This is a genomic window from Hoeflea marina, from assembly GCF_003182275.1.
Classification (GTDB): Bacteria; Pseudomonadota; Alphaproteobacteria; order Rhizobiales; family Rhizobiaceae; genus Hoeflea; species Hoeflea marina.
The window spans coordinates 21,411-42,516 of the sequence record NZ_QGTR01000007.1 but is presented as its reverse complement, the minus strand read 5'-3'; the positions used below and the strand labels follow the sequence as shown (position 1 = coordinate 42,516).

Below are 21,106 nucleotides of genomic sequence, written 5' to 3'. Positions count from 1 at the left end.
GCGCTCCGCCCGGATTGGCCGAGCCGCGGCGGGAGCCTATCCCGGTCCGCGCCGGGCCTGCGATCCGCGCCCCGCCGCAACGGGGCCTGCCTGAAGCGGCGGCAGCGGCCAGATGTAACCTTGAGATCAATGTCACGGGGTCAGTCCAAAGCAGCATGGAAGAAAATCCGTCCCGCGCCGGACCAGGCGGCGCGGGACGGGCCCGGGGAGGATGCTCAGAGCTTGCCGTCGTCCTCGAAGACCTCGGTCCAGTCCTTGACCAGATTGTCGAGGGCTTCCTTGGCGGTGCCATTGCCGGCGACCACATAGTCATGGAAGCGCTTCTGCGATGCCTGCAGCAGCGAGGCGTAGCTGGGCTCGGCCCAGAAGTCCTTCACGATCGCCATCGAATCGAGGAAGGTCTGCGCATAGGGCTGGCTGGCTGGGAATCCCGGGTCCTCGACCACCGCCTTCAGGCAGGAATATCCGCCGAGCGACCACCACTTGGCCTGCACGTCCTTGTCGGCGAACCACTTGATGTATTTGAGCGCCGCCTCCTGGTGCTGCGAGTAGGACACCACCGAGATGCCCTGGCCGCCGAGTTGGGCATACTGGTCGCCGCCGGGACCCTTCGGATTGACGAAGAAGCCGACCTTGTCGCCGCCCACTGCTTCGTCCTTGTAGAGGCCGGGCCAGGTGAAGGCGAAGTTCATGTGCATGGCCACCTGGCCGGATTTGAAGGCGTCGATGCCCTCGCCCATGTAGCTGTTGGATGATCCGGGCGGCGTGCAGCAATCATACAGCGCCTTGTAGAATTCGAGCCCCTTGACCGAATCCTCCGAGTTGACGAAGCCTTCCATGTCGTAGGGCTGATCGGGGTTCTCGTATTTGAAGCCGAAGGAATAGAGCACGTCCATCGCGCCCATGGTGATGCCCTCCGAGCCGCGCTCGGTGTAGATCGAGGCGCCATAGACCGTCTTGCCGTCGATCTCGCGCTTCTGGAAGAACTCGCCGATCTGCCGGAGCTCTTCAAAGGTTGTCGGCGGCGCCAGGTCCCGGCCGAACTTTTCCTTGAACTCCGCCTGCAGTTCGGGCTTCTCGAACCAGTCCCTGCGGTAGGTCCAGCCGACCACGTCACCCATGGCCGGCAGCGCCCAGTAGTTCGGGCTGTTCTTCGGCCACTCGGAGTAGCCGACCACTGTGGCCGGCACGAAGTCGTCCATGCTGATGCCTTCCTTGTCGAAGAAGTCGTTCAGCTTGACATAGTGGCCGTTCTCGGCCGAGCCGCCGATCCACTGGCTGTCGCCGATGATCAGGTCGCAGAGCTGGCCCTTGGAGTTGAGTTCGTTCAGGAACCGGTCGGCATAGTTGGTCCAGGGCACGAATTCGAACTTCATGCCGATGCCGGATTCGGCGGTGAAATCCTTGCTGAGCTCGACCAGCGCATTGGCCGGATCCCAGGCCGCCCAGCAGAGGGTGAGTTCTTCGGCTTGCGCGCCGGTGGCGGCCATCCCGGTCAACAGGGCGGCCGAGCTGACGCCAAGCGCCATCGTCTTGATACGGTGCATGCTATCCTCCCAAATCCGGGACGACCCGTCGCCGCCCCTTCCGCAGACATTCCTCAATCCTGCACAGCTGAAAGACAGTATCCCCACCGCCGATGTTCAGCTTGATGTTTAGTAAGACAGAAATCACTAAACATTGCAAGAGCGTCCGTTGATGCCGGCCTGATCGGGAGGATCAGCGATTTTGCATTGCAACAATTGATTTTTTTGTGAAATCTTACAAGGAACAAGCAGGGCGAACTAATCCGGCGCGTTGAGTATTCATCCCGCATTGCGCCAAAATTACTAAACAAGCGTCGCGCCTGGCCGCCACGTCCTGCCGGGCCGACCGGTTCGCATTCCGGCTCCGGTGCGGTTCCGCCTCAGGCGGGTTCGGCGTAAAGCGTCGAGGCCAGCCTGGGCAGAAGGCTCTCGCGCCAGCCTTTGCTCATCGCGTCGAAGGCCAGCTGGTGGCGCGGATTGTCGAGATTGAAACCGGAATGCTCGAGCGTCAGCCGGGTCGCGCCGTCCTCCTCCGCCAGGATCCAGCTGAGCTTCCAGTCGGCAAACGCGTAGACCAGGCGCTCGAGCGGGGTGGCCTCGATGACCACGCATTCCACAAGTCCCCAGTTGCCCATGTCGAGCGTGAAGCGATGTCCCACCACCGGGGCGATGTTGCCGGCCACCCACCATCCGGCGATGCCTCCGGGCGTGGTGATGGCATCCCACACCTCGTTCCGGGGACGATTGATCGGAAGATCGATGGTGATCGACTGAGTGCTCATGGCAGGTCTCCAGATGCGGCCCTGCGCCCGGGCGGGCGGTCTCGACGGACGCATCTGCCGAAACGACAACACCCGCCGGTTGGTTCCGGCGGGTGTCCCGTCAACTCTCATTGCCCGGCGAGGGGCCTTGCAACGCGTCAGCCGTTTGGCTTCAGATCGCGGCGATGACGATGATCTCGACCTTGTAGTCGGGTGTCGCCAGCCTGGCTTCGCCGGTTGCGCGCGCCGGCGCGTTGCCCTGCGAGACCCAACCGTCCCAGACGGCGTTCATCTCGGCGAAATCGTCCATCGAGGCCATCCAGATTGTGGTCTGCAGGATCTTGCTCTTGTCGGAGCCGACGGAGGCCAGCAGACGGTCGATATTGGCGAGAATGTCCTGGGTCTGCACCGTGACGCTGGCGCCGGCCGTGCCCACCTGGCCAGCCAGATAGGCGACATTGCCGTGGACGACAGCCTGGCTCATGCGCGGACCGGTTTCGATGCGTTTGATATCACTCATGGCTAGTTTCCTTGTTGAATTTTCAGTGAGTCCCGTCCGGGGCTAAGCGCCTCTACCACAGCCGGGGCCAGCGCCGATACCCGTCCGAGGCAGAGATCGGCCGCCAGCGCGGACAGCGCCGGCGCCGTCTGCATGCCGTAGCCGCCCTGGCCGGCGAGCCAGAAGAACCCCTCCGCCTCCGGCGCGAAGCCCACCACCGGCGTGCGGTCCGGCGCAAATGTCCGCATCCCGGCCCAGGAATGCTCGACCCGGGTCACCGGAATCGTCACCGCCTGCTCGAAGCGATAGAGGCCCTCGGCGATCACCATGTCGTCGGCCCAGACGTCGTGCGGCTCGACCGGATCCTCCTCGGCGGGGGAAATCATCAGCTTGCCGGCTTCCGGCTTGGCGTACCACTGGTCGCCGGCGTTGCCGAACAACGGCCATTTGCCGATGTCAAACCCGTCGGGCGCCGGGATCAGCGCCGCCGAGCGCCTGAGCGCCTTCAGTCCGACCGTCCGCACTCCGGCCATCTGCGCCACCAGGTCGGCCCAGCCGCCCGCAGCATTGATGACGATCGGCGCGCTGAACTCGCCGGCGGGCGTCGAGACCGTCCAGAGACCGTCGCGGCGCACGATGGACCCGACCGGCGCGCCGGTGACGATGCTGCCGCCATGCGCCCTGAGCCGGCGGGCGAAGCCCTGCAGCATGCGGTCGACATCGATGTCCTGCGCGTCCCATTCGATGGCCGCGGCGGCAATGGCCTCCACGCGCAGGATCGGCACCAGTTCCAGCGCCTGCGCCGGCGACAGCCGCTCCAGGCCGTCGCTGCCGTCGAGATAGGCTTCGAGCTTCGGCAGGTCCTCCTCCGTCGCCACCAGCATCTCGCCGCGCGGCGACAACAGGCTCGACTCCGCGATGCCCTGCGGATCGGCCAGGAACGGCGCCGAGGCGGCATTGAGGGCGCGCAGCGTCGCATTGCCGTAATTGCGGATGAAGATGGCCGCCGACCGCCCGGTGGAATGGTGGCCGATCATCGCTTCGGTCTCCAGCACCGTCACCCTGGCATCGGCTGCCAGCCGTGCCGCCGCGCTGATGCCGGCGATGCCGCCGCCGATGACCAGAATGTCCGATGTCATGCTCATTGGGTCTCATGTCCCTTCGGGGAACCGTGTCCGGTTGCAGTCAGATTGTCCGCAAATGCGCGAACCGCGATTTTGGCGTGATGCAAGCCGGGTACGGCTTTGCTGCGGGGATTTCGGGCTGGCCGGCGCAATTCCCGCTCCCATGGCAGCAGGCGGGCATGCACCGACGCGCCCTGGACTCCCCGCCGTGTGATCATGGATCTGTCCCATCCTGGACCGCTGCGTCCGCCTGCATGGCCGAGGCCACCAGACCAGCGCAATACACCGCAAATCCCCGGGTTGAGCCCAGGTCGTCGGCGACAGCCATGCCGCCTGCAGCCGTCAATGGCAGGCGCGCAGTCGGAGTGGCCGCAAGCAGGCTCGCCGCCGCAACGGTTGCGTCATGGTCCCGGAGGTTCTTCGTGCCGAGCCGAAGCTTGTCCATGCGATCGAGCGCCACACCGATCTCCGGAAAAACCTCCCGTCCGCCGATCCAGCGGTACGAGCGCTGCTCGCTGACCGACAGGTCCTCGAGCCTGTAGGTGACCGCCCCGGATCGATCGGCGTAGACCGGCCTGTTGATCCCGACTTCATACAGTCGGGCCCATGTCTCAGGCGCAATCTGGCTCGACCTCAACCAGTCTGCGGCCGCCTCGGCGGCAACAAGGAAACGCTTGTCACCGGTTACTAGATGCAGGTCGATCAGGGCGTTGATCGCATAGCCGGTTTCAAGCGACGAAAACGCAGGCGGTTCGAACTTGCGCGCGGGTTCGATCTCCAGCGACTCTGCATATTGCTGCGCGAAACCGGTTTGCCCGGCTTTGTGTTGCGCCCGCAACAGGAAGTCTCCACCCCGGCGCGCCGCGGCAAGATAGGCGGGATCATGGTAACGCTGGTAGCCGACCAGCAGGACGCGGATCATTCCGGTCATCGTGTCGTCATTGAGGGTGGCGAGCTTGTGATAGCGGTTTCCGCCGATGGTCTGGGGCCAGCTGCCATCCGCCAGCTGGGATTGGACCGAGAACGAAAGCGCCCGCTCGATCATGCCGGTCAGCCATGCCGGCTTGTCGAGCGACAGCTCGCCGAATCTGTCCGCCAGGTCGAAGCTGAAATAGAGAATGGATGGCATTGTCCCGTCATCCAGGGTCTCGACCTCGTCCGCGCTCGCGTGGCCGACATTGCCGGTGCAACCAGCCATCGTGGACGCATGCTCCGCCCACCCGCCATTCCTGGTCTGGACGCAGGCGAGCGCGTTTCCGACGCCGGCCGCCTCCAGAAACAGCCGCCTGCTCTGCGCAATCCGGGATGCGGCGACGAGGCAGGCACCCAGTTCCTGTGCCGAGCCCGGCGGTCTGGCGACAACCGACCTGTCCGGGAGAACATTCATGGATTGCGGCCGCGCCAACCGTTCCCCGGCATTTGGCCCGGCCACTCCACCCATGCTGCCGGCCACGACGGCAGGCAGTTGCGCTAGCAACCGGGTTTCGAGATCGGAAGCCGGCCCTGCAGGGGCAAAGAAGTGGATATCCGGACCCCCATAGCGTTGGGTGGATACGGCAACGGCTGGAACGTGATCGGCCACGCGATTGAGAAAGCCCTGCGTGAAGCTGTGCCGCCGCAGCAGGACCGGACTGCCGGGATGTGCCTTGATGTCTTCAAGGACTTCAGCCTCCGGCATTTGGCCGATCGCCACCCGCTTGGCGGACCATACCGCCAGATTGGCTGGTACGCCCCGGTGAAGGTAATAGGCGTCAATCGGGTGATCGACGATCAGGGACCCTGCGCCGCGGTCGTACAAGGCCAATCGGGTCTGCGCCGCCGCTTCGGCTATAGAAGGGCCGGAACTGAAGAGCTCGCGAACATGGCGGACTTCCCTGACCGCATGGGCTGCGATCACTCCAATGAGGACCATCACCCCCGCCAGAGCGGACATCCGCATCCGGGGACCGGACTTCTCCAACAGCATCTCGGCAAAACCAAGCCGCTCACCGGGAACAAAGAGGCTCTTGAAGCCGGCGGCGCCAAGCCAGCAAAGCGGCGGCACCAGGATCAACGCCTGATGGTTCCAGAGAGGCCGGTGGAAGCCAAGGACAGCCACGCCGGAAACCAGCCACAGCATCGGGATCAACAGCGGTGAACGGGGTCGTACCCAGAATGCCGCCAGGCCAAAGAGAACCACAAACCAGTGCGGGATCAATGCACCGTGCCGCAACAGGCTGAAAAGGTCCCTGAACCCGCCGATGCCCGCGAACTCGTCGGACTGCCTCGCCGCCAGATGAGTGCCGACCAGTTGCTCCGCCGACAATCCCAGCATGGCAAGCACGACAGCCATCACCGACGCTGCGAAAATCAGGAAGAGGACAAGCGAAAGAGCCGTGGCGCGCATGCTGTTGCTGACCTGACGCGGCACGCCAAACCAGAGGGCGACCAGAACGGCCGGCACCATGATGAACACGAACATCTTGGTGAGCAATGCGAGGGCGAACACACCGCCGGCGGCGGCGGCATGAAAGGCGCGGCTGCGCGGTGTGCCGCTGGTGGCGACATCGATTGCAACCAGCGCCAGGGTCACGGCGGGCAACCCGATCATCACGGAAACGCCGAGTTCGAGAAACAGGCTGCTCGAAGCCAACAGGATCACACTGACCGCTGCAGCGAAGAGGCCTTCGAACCTGGCCACCACCCTGAACAGGCTGACCGCAAGCACCGCTGCAAACAGCAGCACTGTCGCGCGTGCCGCCACGACTGAAAATGGAAAGAGGTCGTGGACCACAGCCAGCCAGTAGGTCAGCAGCGGTGGTTGATCGCTCCAGATCTCGGAGTAGAGCGCATGCCCCTGTGAAACCAGCACCGCCTTCTGCAGGTTGAAGCCCTCGTCGGGGTTGAACTCATACACGGCCCACCACGGCCCGAGCGCGCAGACGAGCCCTATGACGGCGACGGCCACAAACAGCTCAAAGGCGAACTTCCCGGCGGGGCGCTGGCTTGCTGCTTGCATTGTCATTTCCTGAAGAGGGGCACGCGGATGCGTGGCGCTGGCGAATTTTCCTTTCCTTATACATGGCCTGCGCGGCCCGTCATGCGTTCTCATACCCGTTGAGGAAGCTGGTCAGATTGTCGCCGAGATCGGCGGACAGGTAACCGCCTTCCTGGACGATGACGGATGGCAATCCAAGTCCGGCGATCGCCGCCGCGATGCGGCCGAAGCCCGGGGTCGTCACCTTGAAGCCGTGGAAGGGATCATTCTCGTGGGCATCGAGACCAAGGGCCACCACCAGCGCATCGGCGCCGAATGCGCGGATTCGCGCCAGTGCGATCTCCAGCGCGGCCAGGAATTCGCCGTCGTCGCTGCCGCGCGGCAGCGGCAGGTTGAGATTGTAGCCCAGCCCCTCGCCCTCGCCGCGCTCCTCGGCATGGCCCCAGAAGAAGGGATAGAAGCGCGCCGGATCGGCATGGATCGAGACGGTCAGCACATCGCGGCTGCCGTAGAAAATGCCCTGCGTGCCGTTGCCATGATGCACGTCGACATCGAGGATGGCGGGCCGGCGGCCGGCGCGCCTGAGCGCCTGCGCCGCGATCGCCGAATTGTTGAGAAAGCAGAACCCGCCGGCGAGATCGGAGAAGGCATGATGGCCAGGAGGTCTGCAGAGGGCATAGGCGGCGGGTTCGCCCGCCAGCACCGTGTCCACCGCGCTCAGCGCCGATTGCGCCGACCAATAGGCCGACTGCCAGGTGCCGGCGGCAATCGGACAGGATGTGTCAGCCTGGTGAAAGCCGGCCTGTCCGGAGGCGGAACGTGGATAGCTTGCCGTGCGCCGGTCGGGATGGATGTTGGGGATTACCTCTTCCGAGGCGCCCTCGGTGCGGATCCAGCGGCCGTGAATCGTCTCGAGAAAGACCAGATATTCCGGCGAGTGGATCTCGGCGATCGGCCCCGCGCCGTGATCGCTGGGCTTGATGAACCTGCAGCCCGCCGCGTCCGCCCCGCGCGTGAGCTCGGCGATGCGCTGCGGCTGTTCCGGGTTGGGCGAGAGCCGGCCGTTGGCCATGAAGTGCTTGGGGTCATGCGCCGATTGGCGCGCGTCGAAAATCGCCTTCATTGGGCATCTCCCAGTCTGTCATAGGCGGCGCCCCTGAGGGTCACGAACTGTGTTTCGGTGTTGTGGACGAAGCCGATGCGCTCGTAGAAGGCCAGCGCCCGCGGATTGGTGTGGTAGACATTGAGCCGGATGAACTCCGCCTCCCAGGCCCGCCGTCCGGCCGCGCGCACGGCCGACAGCAGCCTGACACCGAATTGCCGGCCGCGTCCCGACTCGGCCACCCAGAGATCCGAGACGTAAAGCCCGACGGCGCCAAGCGTGGTCGAGAAGAAGGGCGAGTAGGCGGCGACGCCGGCGACTTGTCCGTCGTCCGTCTCGGCCAGCAGCGCATGCATGACCGGTGACGGACCGAAGCAGAATCTGACGATGTCGGCGTCGCTGGCGCGGTGCACATCATCCATGTCCAGCGACAACTGGCGCAGCGCTGCGTTCAATCTCGCCGCATCCTCGATGACGGCCGGTCGGATGCTGATTTCGGTCATGCTCAAAACGCCACCCCTGCCTTGCCCTTCAGTCCGAGCATTGTCCGCGCCTCGTCGGGCGTTGCCACCGCACGTCCGAGATTTTCGACGATTTCACGCACCAGCGCCACCTGCTCGGCATTGGATTTCGCCAGCTGGCCGCGGGCGATGTAGAGATTGTCCTCGAGGCCGACCCGAACATGGCCGCCCATCGCGGCGCCGAGCCTGGCCAGCGCCATCTGCTGGCGGCCGGCGGCCAGCACCGAGAACATATAATCTTCGCCGAACAGGCTGTCCGCCGTCTGCCTGAGATGGGCCAGATGCTCCGGCTCGGCGGCGATGCCGCCCAGCACGCCCATGACGAACTGGATGAACATCGGCGTGCGGATGAGCCCGCGGTCGGCGAAATGCCTGAGCATGTAGAGATGGCTCACATCGTAGCATTCGAATTCGAAGCGGGCTCCGCGCTGCTCGCCCATCAGCCTGAGCACGCCCTCGATGTCGCGCGGCGTGTTCTTGAACACCAGATCGTCGGACTCGCGCAGGAACGGCTCCTCCCAGTCGTGAAGCCATTCAGTGCGCTTGCCGAGCATTGGATAGAGGGCGAAATTCATCGTCCCCATGTTGAGCGAGCACATCTCCGGCTTCATGGCCAGCGGCGCGGCAAGGCGCTGGTCGAGCGTCATCACCGCGCTGCCGCCGGTGGTCAGGTTGATCACGGCATCGGTGGCTGCGGCGATGACTGGGAGGAACGCCCTGTAGTGCTCGGGCGACGCCGACGGCCGTCCCGTGCCGGGATCGCGCGCATGCAGGTGCAGGATTGCGGCGCCCGCTTCGGCGGCGGCGATCGCCTGTCCGGCAATCGCCTCGGGGGTCACGGGCAGGTAGGGCGACATCGACGGCGTGTGGATAGAGCCGGTGACGGCGCAGGATATGATGATCTTGGACATGCTGCTTCCTGTCAGGCCGTCGCCATGGCAAGCCCGGCCCGGGCGGCGAACTTGTCGAGTGCGGTCGTCAGCATGTCGATGATCTCGTCGACCTGGCCCTCGGTGATGATCATCGGCGGACAGACCAGGAAATGATCGCCCTCGATGCCGCCGCGCGTCCGGCGCGAATAGATGATCAGGCCCTCCTCATAGGCAAGTTCCACCAGTTCCAGATAGGCGTTGAGCGCTTTCGGCAACGGCTGCATCGTCTGGCGATCGGACACGAGTTCGAACGCCAGCAGCAGCCCCTCGCCGCGCACATCGCCGATGAAGGAGAAGCGCTGCATCAGTGCCTCGAGCCGCGCCTTCAAGAGGCCGCCGACATGGGCGGCGTTCTGCATCAGCCCGCCGGTCTCGATCTCCTCGAGGACCGCCAGGCCCGCCGCACAGGCCAGCGGATTGCCGGCATAGGTGTGGCCGTGCTGGAAGCCGCCGGCGTCGAGCACCGGATCGATCAGCCGGTCATGGGCAATCATCGCGCCCAGCGGCGCGTAGCCGGCGCCGAACCCCTTGGATATGGCGATGATGTCGGGCTCGACGCCCCAGTGCTCGGCGCCCATGAACTTGCCGGTGCGTCCGCCGCCCGACATGACCTCGTCATGGATCAGGAGCACGCCGTGCCTGTCGCAGATCTCGCGCACCGCCTGCATGTAGCCCGCCGGCGGCACCAGGGCGCCGGTGGAGGCTCCCCCGATCGGTTCCTGGATGAAGGCCAGCACCGTGTCGGGGCCTTCCTCGATGATCTTTGCCTCCAGCATCGCCGCGTAATGGGCGCCAGTGGCGGGATCGTCCATCGCCAGGCCGTCGAGATAGGCGCGCGGGGCGGGAACCTTCGGCATGGCCTGCATCATCGGCAGGAATGGATCGGCGAGCGGCGCATAGCCGGTGAGCGCCAGCGCGCCCAGCGTGGAGCCGTGATAGCTCGGAGTGCGCGAAATCACCTTCCAGCGCGATCCCTGCCCCACGGTCACGGCATATTGCCGTGCCAGCTTGATGGCGCTCTCCACCGCCTCCGAGCCGCCGGAAACGAAGAACACCTTCTCCATGCCTTCGGGCGAGAGCGAGGCCACGCGAGCTGCGAGCAGTTCGGCGGGCTCCGTCTCGAAATGCAGCCGGTAGCCGAAGGTCGATTTCTCCATCTGCCGCCGCATGGCGTCGAGCACGCGCGGATTGGAGTGGCCGATATTGCTGACCATCGCCCCCGACGATCCGTCGAGGTAGCGCTTGCCGTCGACATCCCACATGTAGACGCCGCGCGCCTCCGCCAGCATCGGCCTGCGGGAGCGGGTCTGATAGAACAGGTGGCTCTTGGGTTTCACGAATGTTTCTCCAGCGGCAGCGCCGCGCAATCCTTCGCCCGGAACCGCAAGACCACCTGGGCACCGGTGGTGAAGGGATGGTCTTCAATCATGTTGATCGCCTGCAGATGCTGGTCGCCCACCCGCAGGAAGTAGCGGGCAGACTGGCCCTGGTAGTCGACGTTCTCGACCGTGGCGGCGACGGACAGGATCCCGTCCGCAGATGTCCCGGCCGGCATCAGATGCAACTTTTCCGCCCGGATGACCAGCCGCACGGGGCCGGACTGCGAAATATCCGGCCCGCGCTCCCGCGGGATCGCGAAGCGGGGGAAGTCCGGCAGTTCCAGCGCGAGTTCGTTCCCGGAGACAGTGGTGCACTGGGCGGGCAGAATGTTGGAGGCGCCCAGAAACTGGGCGACGAATTCGGTCGCCGGCGTGTTGTAGACCGCTTCCGGCGCGCCGACCTGCTCCACCCGGCCCTCGGACATGACGATGATCTGGTCGGACATTGCAAGCGCTTCGGTCTGATCATGGGTGACGAAGATGGTGGTCACGCCGATGCGCTGCTGGATGCGTTTGAGCTCGACGCGCATGTCCTCGCGCAGATTGGCGTCGAGCGCCGACAGCGGCTCGTCGAGCAGCAGCACGTCGGGTTCGATGACGATGGCGCGCGCCAGCGCGATGCGCTGCTGCTGGCCGCCGGACAATTGCTTCGGGTAGCGGCCGCCGACATCGGGCAGCTGCACCAGGTCAAGCGCGGCCGCGACCTTCCGCCTGGCCTCCTCCTTGCCGACATTGCGGTAGTTGAGACCGAAGGCGACATTCTCGGCAACCGTCTTGTGCGGAAACAGGGCGTAGTTCTGGAACACCAGCCCGAGATTGCGCTTGTGGATCGGCACGTCGTTGACACGCCTGCCATTGATGGCGATCTCGCCCTCGCTCGGATCGAGCAGGCCGGCGATCATCCGCAGCGTCGTGGTCTTGCCGCAACCGGACGGTCCCAGCAAGGTGATGAAACTGCCTTGGGCGATGTCGAGCGACATCGGATGCACGGCGGTGTACTCGCCAAATCGCTTGACGATTTTGGTCAGGGAAACGGCGCTCACGGCATCAGGCCTCCGGATTGGGGAAGGATCCGGCCCCACCGTGGCGGCGGGGCCGGGCATCGATCAGTAGCCGCGCTGGACGCGGGCGAACTCTTTCGACCAGTCTGCCTCGTTGCCGTTCCAGTAGTTCGGATTGGCAAATGTCAGGCCGGACAGCGTGCCGGTCGGATCGAAGGCCGGCAGCTTCGGGATCTTCTCGCCGAGATCGACCTTGGTCGGGTCGAGCGCGGGCGGATAGCTCTGGCCCTCCGCCACCGCGATCGAGGTCTCCTTGTCGAGCATGAAGTTGATCAGCTCTTCGCAGGCCGCCATCGGGCTGCCCTTGATCACGAACAGGCACTCCTGCCATCCGAAGCTCTGCGGCGGATCGAAATAGCCGATGTCGTGGCCTTGCTCCTGCAGGGCGTAGATGCGGCCCGACCAGCCTTCGGTGACGTAGATTTCCTCTTCCGCCAGCAGGCTCATCAGTTCGGCGCCCGAGGCCCAGTATTTCAGCGCCAGATCGCGATGCTTGCGCACGGCATCCCAGGCCGCATCCATGTCCTGGATGTCATTGGGGCTCTGACCCGTCTGCAACGCCGCGTACCAGAGGCGCGTGCGCCAGTCGCTCCAGCCGCCGATCTTGCCCTTGTACTTCTCGTCGATGAGGATCTTGGCGCCCTTCTCCTTCATTTCCTCGTCGCTGATATGCTTGCGGTTGTAGGCGAGGCCTGTCGTGCCGTAGTTGTAGGGCGCCGCGCTGAGGCTGTCGGGCGTGATCGACTTGAATGCATTCATCAGCGCCGGCATGACATTGGTCATGTTCGGGATGTTGTCGAGGTTGAGCTCGCTGTTCAGTTCGAAGCTGTGATAGCGGGCGTAATCGAACACGCCCGACAGATGGGCGATGTTGTACTCGCCGGGCTGACTGGCTCGCACCTGCGCGAGGTATTCATCGCCGCCGGGGAACGTTCCGTCCACGACCTTGATGCCGGTCTTGGCAGTGTAGGGATCGAAGGCATATTTGCGGAAGGCCTCCGAGACGACCCCGCCCCAGCCGTCAAAACGGACCTGGCTGACGTCTCCGGCGGCGAATGCCTGCCGGGCGAAGGGCATCTGCAGGCCATAGGCGGCGCCCGCGGCGCCGAGAAGGCCGAAGAAATTGCGGCGGCTGATGTCGCCGTTCTGGAACCGCTCGCGCAGTCGTTCGTAGCGTCTTGTATCGTCCATCTGGTTCTCCATCCGTGGTTCAAGGTCGATCGGGCGGTTCATCCGCCGCTTCTGGTTGAGAGTTTCCGGGCAATGGCCGCGCCCATCAGCGGCAGCCCGACGGTCAGCACGATGATGACCGTGCCAAGGGCGTTGATCTCCGGAGAGATCGAATTGCGCAGCATCGAGAAGATCTGCGTCGGCACGGTCTCGATACCGCCCGGCTTCCAGAACAGGGTTCCGGTGATGTCATCAAAGCTGATGGTGAAGGCGAACAGGCCGCCGGCCGCCACCGCCGGCATCAGCAGCGGAAGGGTGATGGCGAAGAATGTCTGCATCGGCGAAGCGCCGAGACTGAGCGCCGCCTCCTCGACATCGCGGCGGATGCTCACCAGCCTTGCCTGCACCACCAGAATGACGAAGGGCAGAGTGAAGATGACGTGGCCCATCAGAAGCAGCGTGAAGCTCTTGCCGATATTGAGGAAGTTCAGGAACAGCAGCAACGCCACCGCAAGCACCACTTCCGGCACCAGGATCGGCGCGATCAGCAGCGTTGTGATCAGGTTGCGCCCCGGGATGGCGTACCGCACCAGCGCCAGGCTGGCCAGCACGCCAAGAACGGTGGAGATCACCGCCGTCATCAACCCCAGCACGATCGAGGTTCGGAAGGCCCGCATGATCGCATCGTTGTTCCAGAGCACCTCGAACCAGCGGGTGGAAAGCCCCGTCATCGGGAAGCTGCCGAACTGGTTGGCATTGAACGACAGCAGCACCACCACCGCGATCGGCAGGAACATGAACAGATAGACCAGGACCGTGTAGGTGCGGATCAGACGCCAGCCCATCAGCCAAGCCCCTTCGCCAGTTGCGCCATGCCGAGATAGCGGTTGTAGATGAGCACCAGCGCGCCCAGCACGATGAGCAGCAGCAGCGACAGCGCCGAGCCAAGCGGCCAGTTGAGCTGCCGGATGATCGCCTCGTAGACCAGGTTTGCGAACATCGCGTCCCGCGGTCCGCCGAGGATGACCGGGGTGATGTAGGTGCCGGCGGCGAGCACGAAGCAAAGCAGCCCGCCCGCGGCCAGTCCGGGCAGCGACAGCGGCAGCGTCACCTGCAGGAATCCCTGCCAGCGCGTCGCGCCCAGCGAAGCCGCTGCGTCTTCCAGATTGGTGTCGATGCCGTCGAGGCTGACGAAAATGTTGAGCACCATGAACGGCAGCAGAAAATGCACGAGACCCAGGATCACCGTGGTTTCATTGTAGAGCATCTGGATCGGCTCGCCGATGATGCCGAGCCAGATGAGCGCCGAATTGAGCGCGCCGGACACTCCGAGAATGTTGATCCAGCTCATGGTCCGGATGATGTAGCTGATCCAGAACGGCAGCATCAGCAGCACCAGCAGGATCAGCTTGTTGCCTTTGGAGCGCGCTATGAAATAGGCGGCGGGATAGCCGAGCAAGGCGCAGGCGATCGTGGTGATGGCCGAGATCTTCAGCGTGTTGAAGAGGATGTCGCGATAGAAACCGTCTGTCAGCACCTCCTGCCAGTTGTCGAGGAAGAAGCCCGGCGTGTCGGCGCCCTGCGCGCTCTTGAGCCAGAAGGAGTAGACCACGATGAACATCAGCGGCACGATCAGCAGCAGGCAGATCGCCGTCAGTGCCGGCGCCAGCAGAATCCACGGCTGCCGCGCCTCTCGTGCCTCAATGCTCATGATCCAGAGCGCTCCCCGGCGCTTTTGTCGTTGACCCATGATGGGAGCCCTCGACATATTGATCAAATAGATAATTGATATTGTCATCATTGATGATATTGATAATGAGATGAGCAGTCTCACCCCGCCCGAACGTCTGGCCCGAGATCTGGACTGGAACCTGCTGCGCACTTTTCTGGTGCTCGCCGGATCGCGCTCGGTGACCGACGCCGCCGAACGGCTCAGCCTGAAGCAGCCCACGGTTTCCAGCGCCCTCAAGCGTCTTGAGGATCGCCTCGGCAAGCGTCTCATCAACCGCAAGCCCGGCAGGTTCGAGCTCACCGCCGCCGGCAGGCTGCTCTATGACGAGGCCATCGACATCCACAGCGCCATCCTCAGGCTCGGTACCGTCATTCGCGATGTCGAGGACGAGGTCAGCGGCCATGTCCGCATCGTCATGGCCAGCCATGTGGTCAGCCCGCTGGTCGACGCGATGCTGAACCGCTTCCACATTGACCACCCCCGCGCCACGCTTTCCATCGAGATCATGGCCAGCCGCAGCGCGCTCTCCGCCATCGCCGCCCGCCGCGCCTCGCTGGCGATCTGCCTGGTGATGGATCGCAGCCCGCAGCTCGAATACCGGCGCCTGTTCCGGGAGTATTTCGGGCTCTTCTGCGGTCCCACCCATCCGCTCTTCGGCCGCGAGGGAGTCGCGGTCGCGGATCTGGAGGGCCATTCCTCGGTCAGCTTCGTCACCGACCAGATGGGTGACGCCCTCCGTCCGGTTGCCGAAATGCGCGCAGAGGCGAAGCTGGATGCGCGCATCGTCGGCACCTCGCCGAACCTCGAGGAGGTCCGCCGCATGATCATTGCCGGCCTCGGTATCGGCCCGCTTCCGCTCCATGTGGTGCGCGAGGACGTCGAGCGCGGCCGGTTGTGGCGGCTGCCGCCATACGACAATCCTCCGGCAATCGATGTGCATGTGGTCTGGAACCCGCATTCCAAGCCCAACCGCGCGGAAACGGCCATGCTCAGGGCCATCACCGATCTGATCGACCGCACGCCGATGGACGATCGGATCTACCGCTAGAACGCCGTCAACGCCTGCGAAAGCCCGGGCGCGGCAGACCGAGCCATCCCGAGAACGCAGACTTTTCTTAACCAGTTCTTTCGATGAGTTCAGTTTTTGATACCGGAATCTCACGTGCACGCGTTTAGTAGTTGATTATGAGTTCTGAGTATAACTCGCGGCTGAGCACCCCAAACTGAAACCAATCGGGGATGGAAATTGGCGACAAGCAGATCCGCATTTGGCCCGGTAGCTGGCGCAACCAGCGATGATATTGTTGAGGCGCTCAGATCCGCTGCGGTCGAACTGAGACACCCCGGCCGCGTTGCCGGAACAGCGAAGCATCCGCTGTTCTCCGAGCTGACCTCGCTCAGGGCCATGATCGACCACGTGCCGGACTATCTCTTCGTCAAGGACATGCAGCACCGTTACCTGATCGCCAATCGGACGATCGCGGTTGATCTCGGCTTTGCCGACCCTTCGGACCTGTGCGGCAAGACGGATGCCGATCTTCAGCCCGTTGAACGGGCCAGGAAGCTTCACGACGATGAGCTTCGAATTCTCCAGACCGGCAAGCCGATGCTCGACAGCGAGGAGCATGTGCAGCTCTCTTCGGGAACGCGGCGATGGCTGTCGACCTCGAAATTGCCCTTGCACAACGCGGCAGGAGAGATCATCGGCATTGTCGGCGTCTCCCGCGACATCACCAAGCGCAAGCGCTCGGACATTCTGCTTGAGGGACAGACGCGAGTGCTGGAGATGATCGCCAGGAACGATTCGGTCTTCGACGTGCTCAATTCCCTGGTTCAGGTGATCGAGCACCAGATGGAGGGTGTATTCTGCTCCGTGCTGCTCTACGACGCGAGGACCAGGCAACTCCACCATGGCGCGGCACCAAGCCTGCCGCCCGCCTATGTCGATGCCATCGACGGCGTGACGATCGGCGCAAGCGTCGGCTCCTGCGGAACCGCGGCCTATCACGGCATGCCGGTGGTTGTATCCGACATCGCCAACGACCCGCGGTGGGAAGGATTTCAGGAGCTTGCCGAGCTCCATGGCCTGCGCTCCTGCTGGTCCAATCCGATCCTCTCGCATCAAGGCACGGTGCTCGGGACCTTCGCCATGTACACCGGCAGGGTGGCAAGCCCGGGGGCGGCCGAACTCGAACTCACCCATGATGCCGTGCGGCTGGCGGCCATCGCGATCGAGCGCAAGCATGCCGAGGACCAGATCAACCATCTGGCCCATCACGATGCCCTCACAGGTCTGCTCAACCGGACCCTTCTGGAGGAGCGCATCGACCGGGCCATTGGCGAGGCGAGACCGGAAAGAACGTGCCTCTCGCTTGTCTTTCTTGACCTCGACAACTTCAAGCTGGTCAATGACAGCCTCGGCCACACCGCAGGCGACACCGTGTTGAGCACCGTGGCGCGGCGGATGCAGAGCTGTGTCGGCCCCGGCAACACGATTGTCCGGATCGGCGGCGACGAATTCGTTATCCTGCTCGCCGGCCAGGCCGACGATCCCGCCGCGAACCTGGAAGTCCTGGAACGCATCCGCGCCGAGATCAGCAAGCCATTCATGGTCGATGGCCATGCGTTTCACATCACCTGCTCCATGGGCGTGGCGACCTATCCGGCCGATGGCAGATCGACGGAGACCTTGCTGATCAACGCGGACGCCGCGATGTACAAGGCGAAGGAGGCTGGCCGCGACAATTTCCAGTTCTACACCACCGAGATGAATTCCAGGGTCCATGGCCGGCTCAACCAGATCGAAGAACTGAGAACGGCAATTTCCGGTGGCGAATTCCATCTTCGCTATCAGCCCCAGATCGACCTTGCCTCCGGCAGGATGGTCAGCATCGAGGCGCTCGTGCGCTGGGACCACCCGGTCAAGGGGCTGATCTCGCCGGCGGACTTCATTCCCCTGGCCGAATCCTCCGGCCTGATCGTGCCACTGGGCGACTGGGTACTGCAGGAGGCCTGCCGCCAGAACAAGTCCTGGCAGGACGCCGGGCTCGCGCCGCTCACCGTCTGCGTGAACGTGTCCGCGCGCCAGTTCTCCGACAGGACCTGGGTCTGCCGGGTCAAGCATGCCCTTGATCTCAGTGGCCTTGATGCCGGCTGCCTGGAGCTTGAACTGACCGAGAGCCTGCTGATGCAGAACATGGACCAGGCCATTGCCACCATGAACGACCTGCGCGAGCTGGGTGTCCGCTTCGCCATCGATGATTTCGGAACCGGCTACTCCAACCTTAGCGCGCTCAAGTCCTTTCCCGTTGCCCGGCTGAAAATCGACAAGTGCTTCATCAGCAACCTCGCCAGCGACGACAGCGACCTCGGCATCGTTGCCGCCATTATCTCGCTTGGCCAGAATCTGCGCATGAAGGTCATCGCCGAAGGCGTCGAGACGGGCGAGCAGCTCGAGATCCTGCGGCGCAATGGCTGCGACGAGGTTCAGGGCTTCCATTTCAGCCGGCCTGTCGCCCCCGATGTCATAGGCTCGATGCTGGCGGGACATCACCCGGTCATCAGGCCCCTGCCGAGGGCTGGATGACATCGGCAATTCCCGGCCTGCACCGCCCTGCGGAATCACCTGCGCTCGCGGCACCCGTCGTGCAGCACGCCGAGAATGTCGTAGACAGGCTCTAGTCTCGCAGCCGCAGATCCTAAATTCTGCCTTCACGCACAATCAGGGTCGAACGCAATGGCAGAGTTTCCGCAGAAGGCGAAGGTCGTAATCATCGGACTGGGTGGAATCGTGGGCGCCTCCATCGCTCACCATCTCATCGAGCGGGGATGGGATGACATTGTCGGCATCGACAAGTCCGGCATTCCGACCGACATCGGTTCCACCGCTCATGCTTCTGACTTCTGCTACACAACGTCCCACGACTATCTCTCGGTCTGGACCACGCAGTACTCGATCGATTTCTACGAGAAGATGGGGCACTACGCCCGCATCGGCGGGCTGGAAGTGGCCCGGGCCGGCGACGACGCCTGGATGCTCGAGATCAAGCGCAAGCTGTCATCGGCCAAGGCGTTCGGCACGCGCGCGCATTTTGTCGGTCCCGCCGAAATCAAACAGAAGTTTCCGCTGATCGAGGAGGACATGGTTCAGGGCGGCCTGTTCGACCCCGATGCCGGACTTGTCATACCGCGGTCGCAGACGGTTGCCGGCAAGCTGGTGGACGCAGCGGAAAAGAGCGGCAAGCTCGCCATCTTCGGCAACACCGCCGCCCAGTCGCTGATCGTCGAGAATGGCCACATCAAGGGTGTCGTCACCCATCGCGGCACCATCATGGCCGATCGTGTCATCGTCTGCGCCGGCATCTGGGGCCGGCTGATTGCCGACATGGTGGGCGAGGACCTGCCGGTCATGCCGGTCGACCATCCACTCACTTTCTTCGGCCCGTACAACGAGTTCGAGGGAACCGGCAAGGACATCGGCTTTCCGCTGCTGCGCGACCAGGGCAACTCCGCCTATATGCGCGACACCGGTGATCCGAAGACCGCCGAGGGCGGCCAGATCGAGTGGGGCTACTACGAGACCGACAATCCGCGCCTGTGCCATCCGCGCGAGATCCTGGAAAAGCACGAGGCGCGGCTTTCGCCCTCGCAGCGCGACCTCGACATGGAGCAGATCATCGGCCCGCTGGAGCGCGCCATGGAACTGACCCCGATCCTGGGCGAACTCGGCTACAACGAAAGCCATTCCTTCAACGGCCTGCTGCAGGTCTCTGCAGCAGGCGGCGCCTCCTGCGGCGAGAGCCAGAAGGTCCGCGGCCTCTGGTATTGCGTCGCCATCTGGGTCAAGGACGCCCCCGGCTACGGCAAGCTGATCGCCGACTGGATGACCGATGGCCGCACAGAAATCGACCACAACTCCATCGATTACGCCCGTTTCTACCCGCACCAGATGACCGAGGAGTTCATCGAGGGCCGCAGCCGCGAGGCCGCCCAGAAGATCTATTTCCCCGCCATCCATCCGCGCGAGCCCTATGCCTCGGGCCGCAACGTCAAGCGCTCGCCCTTCTATGAGCGCGAGGTCGAACTCGGCGGCCACTTCATGGAACTCGGCGGCTGGGAGCGTGCCCACGGCTACAGCGCCAACGAGCACCTCTTGGAGAAATATGGCGAAAGGGTCCCGGTCCGCGCGGCGGAATGGGACAACCGCCATTTCTGGCGCGTCTCCAATGCCGAGCACCTGGCGATGAGCGAGGATTGCGGCATCGTCAATCTCAGCCATTTCCACATGGTCGACATCGAGGGGCCGGACCATGTCGATCTGCTCGAATGGCTGTGCGCCGCCAAGATCGGCGGAGACGCCAACATCGGCAAGGGCATCTACACCCACTTCCTCGACGACGAGGGCATGGTGCGCGCCGATTTCACGGTCATCCGCATGGCCGACCGCTGCCGCCTGATCAACGGCGCCGATGCCGGCCCGCGCGACCTGCACTACGTGCGCCGCGTCGCCGAGGACAAGGGGTTCGACGTCACCATCACCGACGTCACCGAGAAGTTCATCACCATCGGCATCTGGGGCCCGAACGCCCGCGATACGCTGAAGAAGGTGGTCGCCGATCCGGCCGGTCTGGATGTGGAGAACTTCGCCTTTGCCGCCATCAAGCCCATCGACATCGCTGGCAGGACGGTGTCGGCCTTCCGCCTCTCCTATGTCGGTGAGCAGGGTTGGGAACTGCACATGAAGTACGAGGATGGCCTCGCCGTCTGGGACGCACTGCGCGCCACCGGCGTGATGGCCTTCGGCGTCGAGACCTATGCCAATTCGCGGCGAATGGAAAAGAGCCTGCGGCTGCAGAACGGCGACCTGCTCACCCAGTACAATCTGATCGAAGCCGACCTGGCGCGGCCCAAGGTCAAGGAAGCCGACTTCCGCGGCAAGGCGAAACATCTCGAATACAAGGCGCGCGACCACCAGCCGGCCATGCTCTGCACCCTGGTGATGACCGGGAACACGGATTCGGCGGGCGTCAAGCGCTATCCGGTCGGCGCCATGCCGGTGATGGACCCCGAGACCGGCAGGACGCTCGTCGATGAGCTCGGGCGGATTTCCTACACCACGTCGGTCGCTTTTGGTCCGACCATCGGCAGCAACATCGCGCTCGCCTATCTGCCCTGGGATTACTGCCAGGTCGGACGCAAGCTGCAGGTCGAGTATTTCAGCGAGGCCTACCCGGTCGAGGTGGCGGCGGTCGGTTACAAGCCGCTCTACGATCCGGAGAACCTCAAGCCGCGCAGCTGATCGACCAATCCGCCGACGGCATAG

16 protein-coding genes are annotated in these 21,106 nt (G+C 64.0%); 3 read left to right on the top strand and 13 right to left on the bottom strand.

Features of this window, described 5'->3' with window-relative positions; all coding sequences use genetic code 11:
- Positions 1-215: 215 nt before the first annotated feature.
- The 13 genes from DFR52_RS21850 to DFR52_RS21790 form a co-directional block, all read right to left on the bottom strand.
- Positions 216-1,529 carry an ABC transporter substrate-binding protein gene (locus DFR52_RS21850; protein WP_245415450.1) on the bottom strand — a complete coding sequence of 438 codons (1,314 nt, stop codon included), beginning with the start codon at positions 1,527-1,529 and terminating at the stop codon, positions 216-218.
- A gap of 377 nt (positions 1,530-1,906) precedes the next feature.
- The gene (locus tag DFR52_RS21845) at positions 1,907-2,308 is read right to left on the bottom strand and encodes an SRPBCC family protein (protein WP_210205895.1); all 402 of its coding nucleotides are present in this window, start codon (positions 2,306-2,308) and stop codon (positions 1,907-1,909) included.
- 151 nt (positions 2,309-2,459) lie between these two features.
- Positions 2,460-2,807, bottom strand: a complete 348-nt coding sequence (locus DFR52_RS21840) for a RidA family protein (RefSeq protein WP_110034191.1) — start codon at positions 2,805-2,807, stop codon at positions 2,460-2,462.
- Between the two features lie 2 nt (positions 2,808-2,809).
- Positions 2,810-3,931, bottom strand: a complete 1,122-nt coding sequence (locus tag DFR52_RS21835) for an NAD(P)/FAD-dependent oxidoreductase (RefSeq protein ID WP_110034189.1) — start codon at positions 3,929-3,931, stop codon at positions 2,810-2,812.
- A gap of 193 nt (positions 3,932-4,124) precedes the next feature.
- Positions 4,125-6,908: a pectate lyase gene (locus tag DFR52_RS21830; protein ID WP_158285021.1), complete on the bottom strand. Its 2,784-nt coding sequence runs from the start codon at positions 6,906-6,908 to the stop codon at positions 4,125-4,127.
- A gap of 79 nt (positions 6,909-6,987) precedes the next feature.
- The gene (locus DFR52_RS21825; RefSeq protein WP_110034186.1) at positions 6,988-8,010 is read right to left on the bottom strand and encodes a histone deacetylase family protein; all 1,023 of its coding nucleotides are present in this window, start codon (positions 8,008-8,010) and stop codon (positions 6,988-6,990) included.
- Positions 8,007-8,492 (bottom strand): GNAT family N-acetyltransferase, encoded by a 486-nt coding sequence (locus DFR52_RS21820; RefSeq protein WP_110034185.1) that lies wholly within the window; start codon positions 8,490-8,492, stop codon positions 8,007-8,009. The genes DFR52_RS21825 and DFR52_RS21820 overlap by 4 nt, the downstream gene beginning before the upstream one ends.
- A 2-nt stretch (positions 8,493-8,494) precedes the next feature.
- Entirely contained in the window at positions 8,495-9,421 is a 927-nt protein-coding gene (gene kce / locus DFR52_RS21815; RefSeq protein ID WP_110034183.1) for a 3,5-dioxohexanoate:acetyl-CoA acetone transferase, read from the bottom strand.
- A gap of 11 nt (positions 9,422-9,432) precedes the next feature.
- Positions 9,433-10,731, bottom strand: coding sequence for an aminotransferase family protein (locus DFR52_RS21810; RefSeq protein WP_110034327.1), 1,299 nt, complete (start codon positions 10,729-10,731; stop codon positions 9,433-9,435).
- A gap of 44 nt (positions 10,732-10,775) precedes the next feature.
- The gene (locus tag DFR52_RS21805; protein ID WP_110034182.1) at positions 10,776-11,864 is read right to left on the bottom strand and encodes an ABC transporter ATP-binding protein; all 1,089 of its coding nucleotides are present in this window, start codon (positions 11,862-11,864) and stop codon (positions 10,776-10,778) included.
- 63 nt (positions 11,865-11,927) lie between these two features.
- On the bottom strand, positions 11,928-13,073 hold the full coding sequence (locus DFR52_RS21800; protein ID WP_110034326.1) for an extracellular solute-binding protein: 1,146 nt from the start codon (positions 13,071-13,073) through the stop codon (positions 11,928-11,930).
- Between the two features lie 38 nt (positions 13,074-13,111).
- Positions 13,112-13,897 carry an ABC transporter permease gene (locus tag DFR52_RS21795; protein ID WP_110034180.1) on the bottom strand — a complete coding sequence of 262 codons (786 nt, stop codon included), beginning with the start codon at positions 13,895-13,897 and terminating at the stop codon, positions 13,112-13,114.
- On the bottom strand, positions 13,897-14,763 hold the full coding sequence (locus DFR52_RS21790; RefSeq protein ID WP_110034178.1) for an ABC transporter permease: 867 nt from the start codon (positions 14,761-14,763) through the stop codon (positions 13,897-13,899). The genes DFR52_RS21795 and DFR52_RS21790 overlap by 1 nt, the downstream gene beginning before the upstream one ends.
- Before the next feature lie 109 nt (positions 14,764-14,872).
- Between DFR52_RS21790 and DFR52_RS21785 the strand changes: the two genes are divergently transcribed.
- From DFR52_RS21785 to DFR52_RS21775, 3 genes are all read left to right on the top strand, one after another.
- The gene (locus DFR52_RS21785; RefSeq protein ID WP_110034177.1) at positions 14,873-15,832 is read left to right on the top strand and encodes a LysR family transcriptional regulator; all 960 of its coding nucleotides are present in this window, start codon (positions 14,873-14,875) and stop codon (positions 15,830-15,832) included.
- 198 nt (positions 15,833-16,030) lie between these two features.
- On the top strand, positions 16,031-18,370 hold the full coding sequence (locus DFR52_RS21780) for a putative bifunctional diguanylate cyclase/phosphodiesterase (RefSeq protein WP_110034176.1): 2,340 nt from the start codon (positions 16,031-16,033) through the stop codon (positions 18,368-18,370).
- A gap of 150 nt (positions 18,371-18,520) precedes the next feature.
- Positions 18,521-21,082 carry a GcvT family protein gene (locus DFR52_RS21775; RefSeq protein ID WP_110034174.1) on the top strand — a complete coding sequence of 854 codons (2,562 nt, stop codon included), beginning with the start codon at positions 18,521-18,523 and terminating at the stop codon, positions 21,080-21,082.
- Positions 21,083-21,106 lie beyond the last annotated feature (24 nt).

Coding starts and splice junctions, on each gene's coding strand:
- DFR52_RS21800 (WP_110034326.1), bottom strand. CDS start 13,073: ATGGACGATACAAGACGCTACGAACGACTGCGCGAGCGGTTCCAGAAC.
- kce (WP_110034183.1), bottom strand. CDS start 9,421: ATGTCCAAGATCATCATATCCTGCGCCGTCACCGGCTCTATCCACACG.
- DFR52_RS21810 (WP_110034327.1), bottom strand. CDS start 10,731: ATGCTGGCGGAGGCGCGCGGCGTCTACATGTGGGATGTCGACGGCAAG.
- DFR52_RS21825 (WP_110034186.1), bottom strand. CDS start 8,010: ATGAAGGCGATTTTCGACGCGCGCCAATCGGCGCATGACCCCAAGCAC.
- DFR52_RS21845 (WP_210205895.1), bottom strand. CDS start 2,308: ATGAGCACTCAGTCGATCACCATCGATCTTCCGATCAATCGTCCCCGG.
- DFR52_RS21840 (WP_110034191.1), bottom strand. CDS start 2,807: ATGAGTGATATCAAACGCATCGAAACCGGTCCGCGCATGAGCCAGGCT.
- DFR52_RS21850 (WP_245415450.1), bottom strand. CDS start 1,529: ATGGCGCTTGGCGTCAGCTCGGCCGCCCTGTTGACCGGGATGGCCGCC.
- DFR52_RS21795 (WP_110034180.1), bottom strand. CDS start 13,897: ATGGGCTGGCGTCTGATCCGCACCTACACGGTCCTGGTCTATCTGTTC.
- DFR52_RS21790 (WP_110034178.1), bottom strand. CDS start 14,763: ATGAGCATTGAGGCACGAGAGGCGCGGCAGCCGTGGATTCTGCTGGCG.
- DFR52_RS21820 (WP_110034185.1), bottom strand. CDS start 8,492: ATGACCGAAATCAGCATCCGACCGGCCGTCATCGAGGATGCGGCGAGA.
- DFR52_RS21775 (WP_110034174.1), top strand. CDS start 18,521: ATGGCAGAGTTTCCGCAGAAGGCGAAGGTCGTAATCATCGGACTGGGT.
- DFR52_RS21835 (WP_110034189.1), bottom strand. CDS start 3,931: ATGAGCATGACATCGGACATTCTGGTCATCGGCGGCGGCATCGCCGGC.
- DFR52_RS21785 (WP_110034177.1), top strand. CDS start 14,873: ATGAGCAGTCTCACCCCGCCCGAACGTCTGGCCCGAGATCTGGACTGG.
- DFR52_RS21830 (WP_158285021.1), bottom strand. CDS start 6,908: ATGCAAGCAGCAAGCCAGCGCCCCGCCGGGAAGTTCGCCTTTGAGCTG.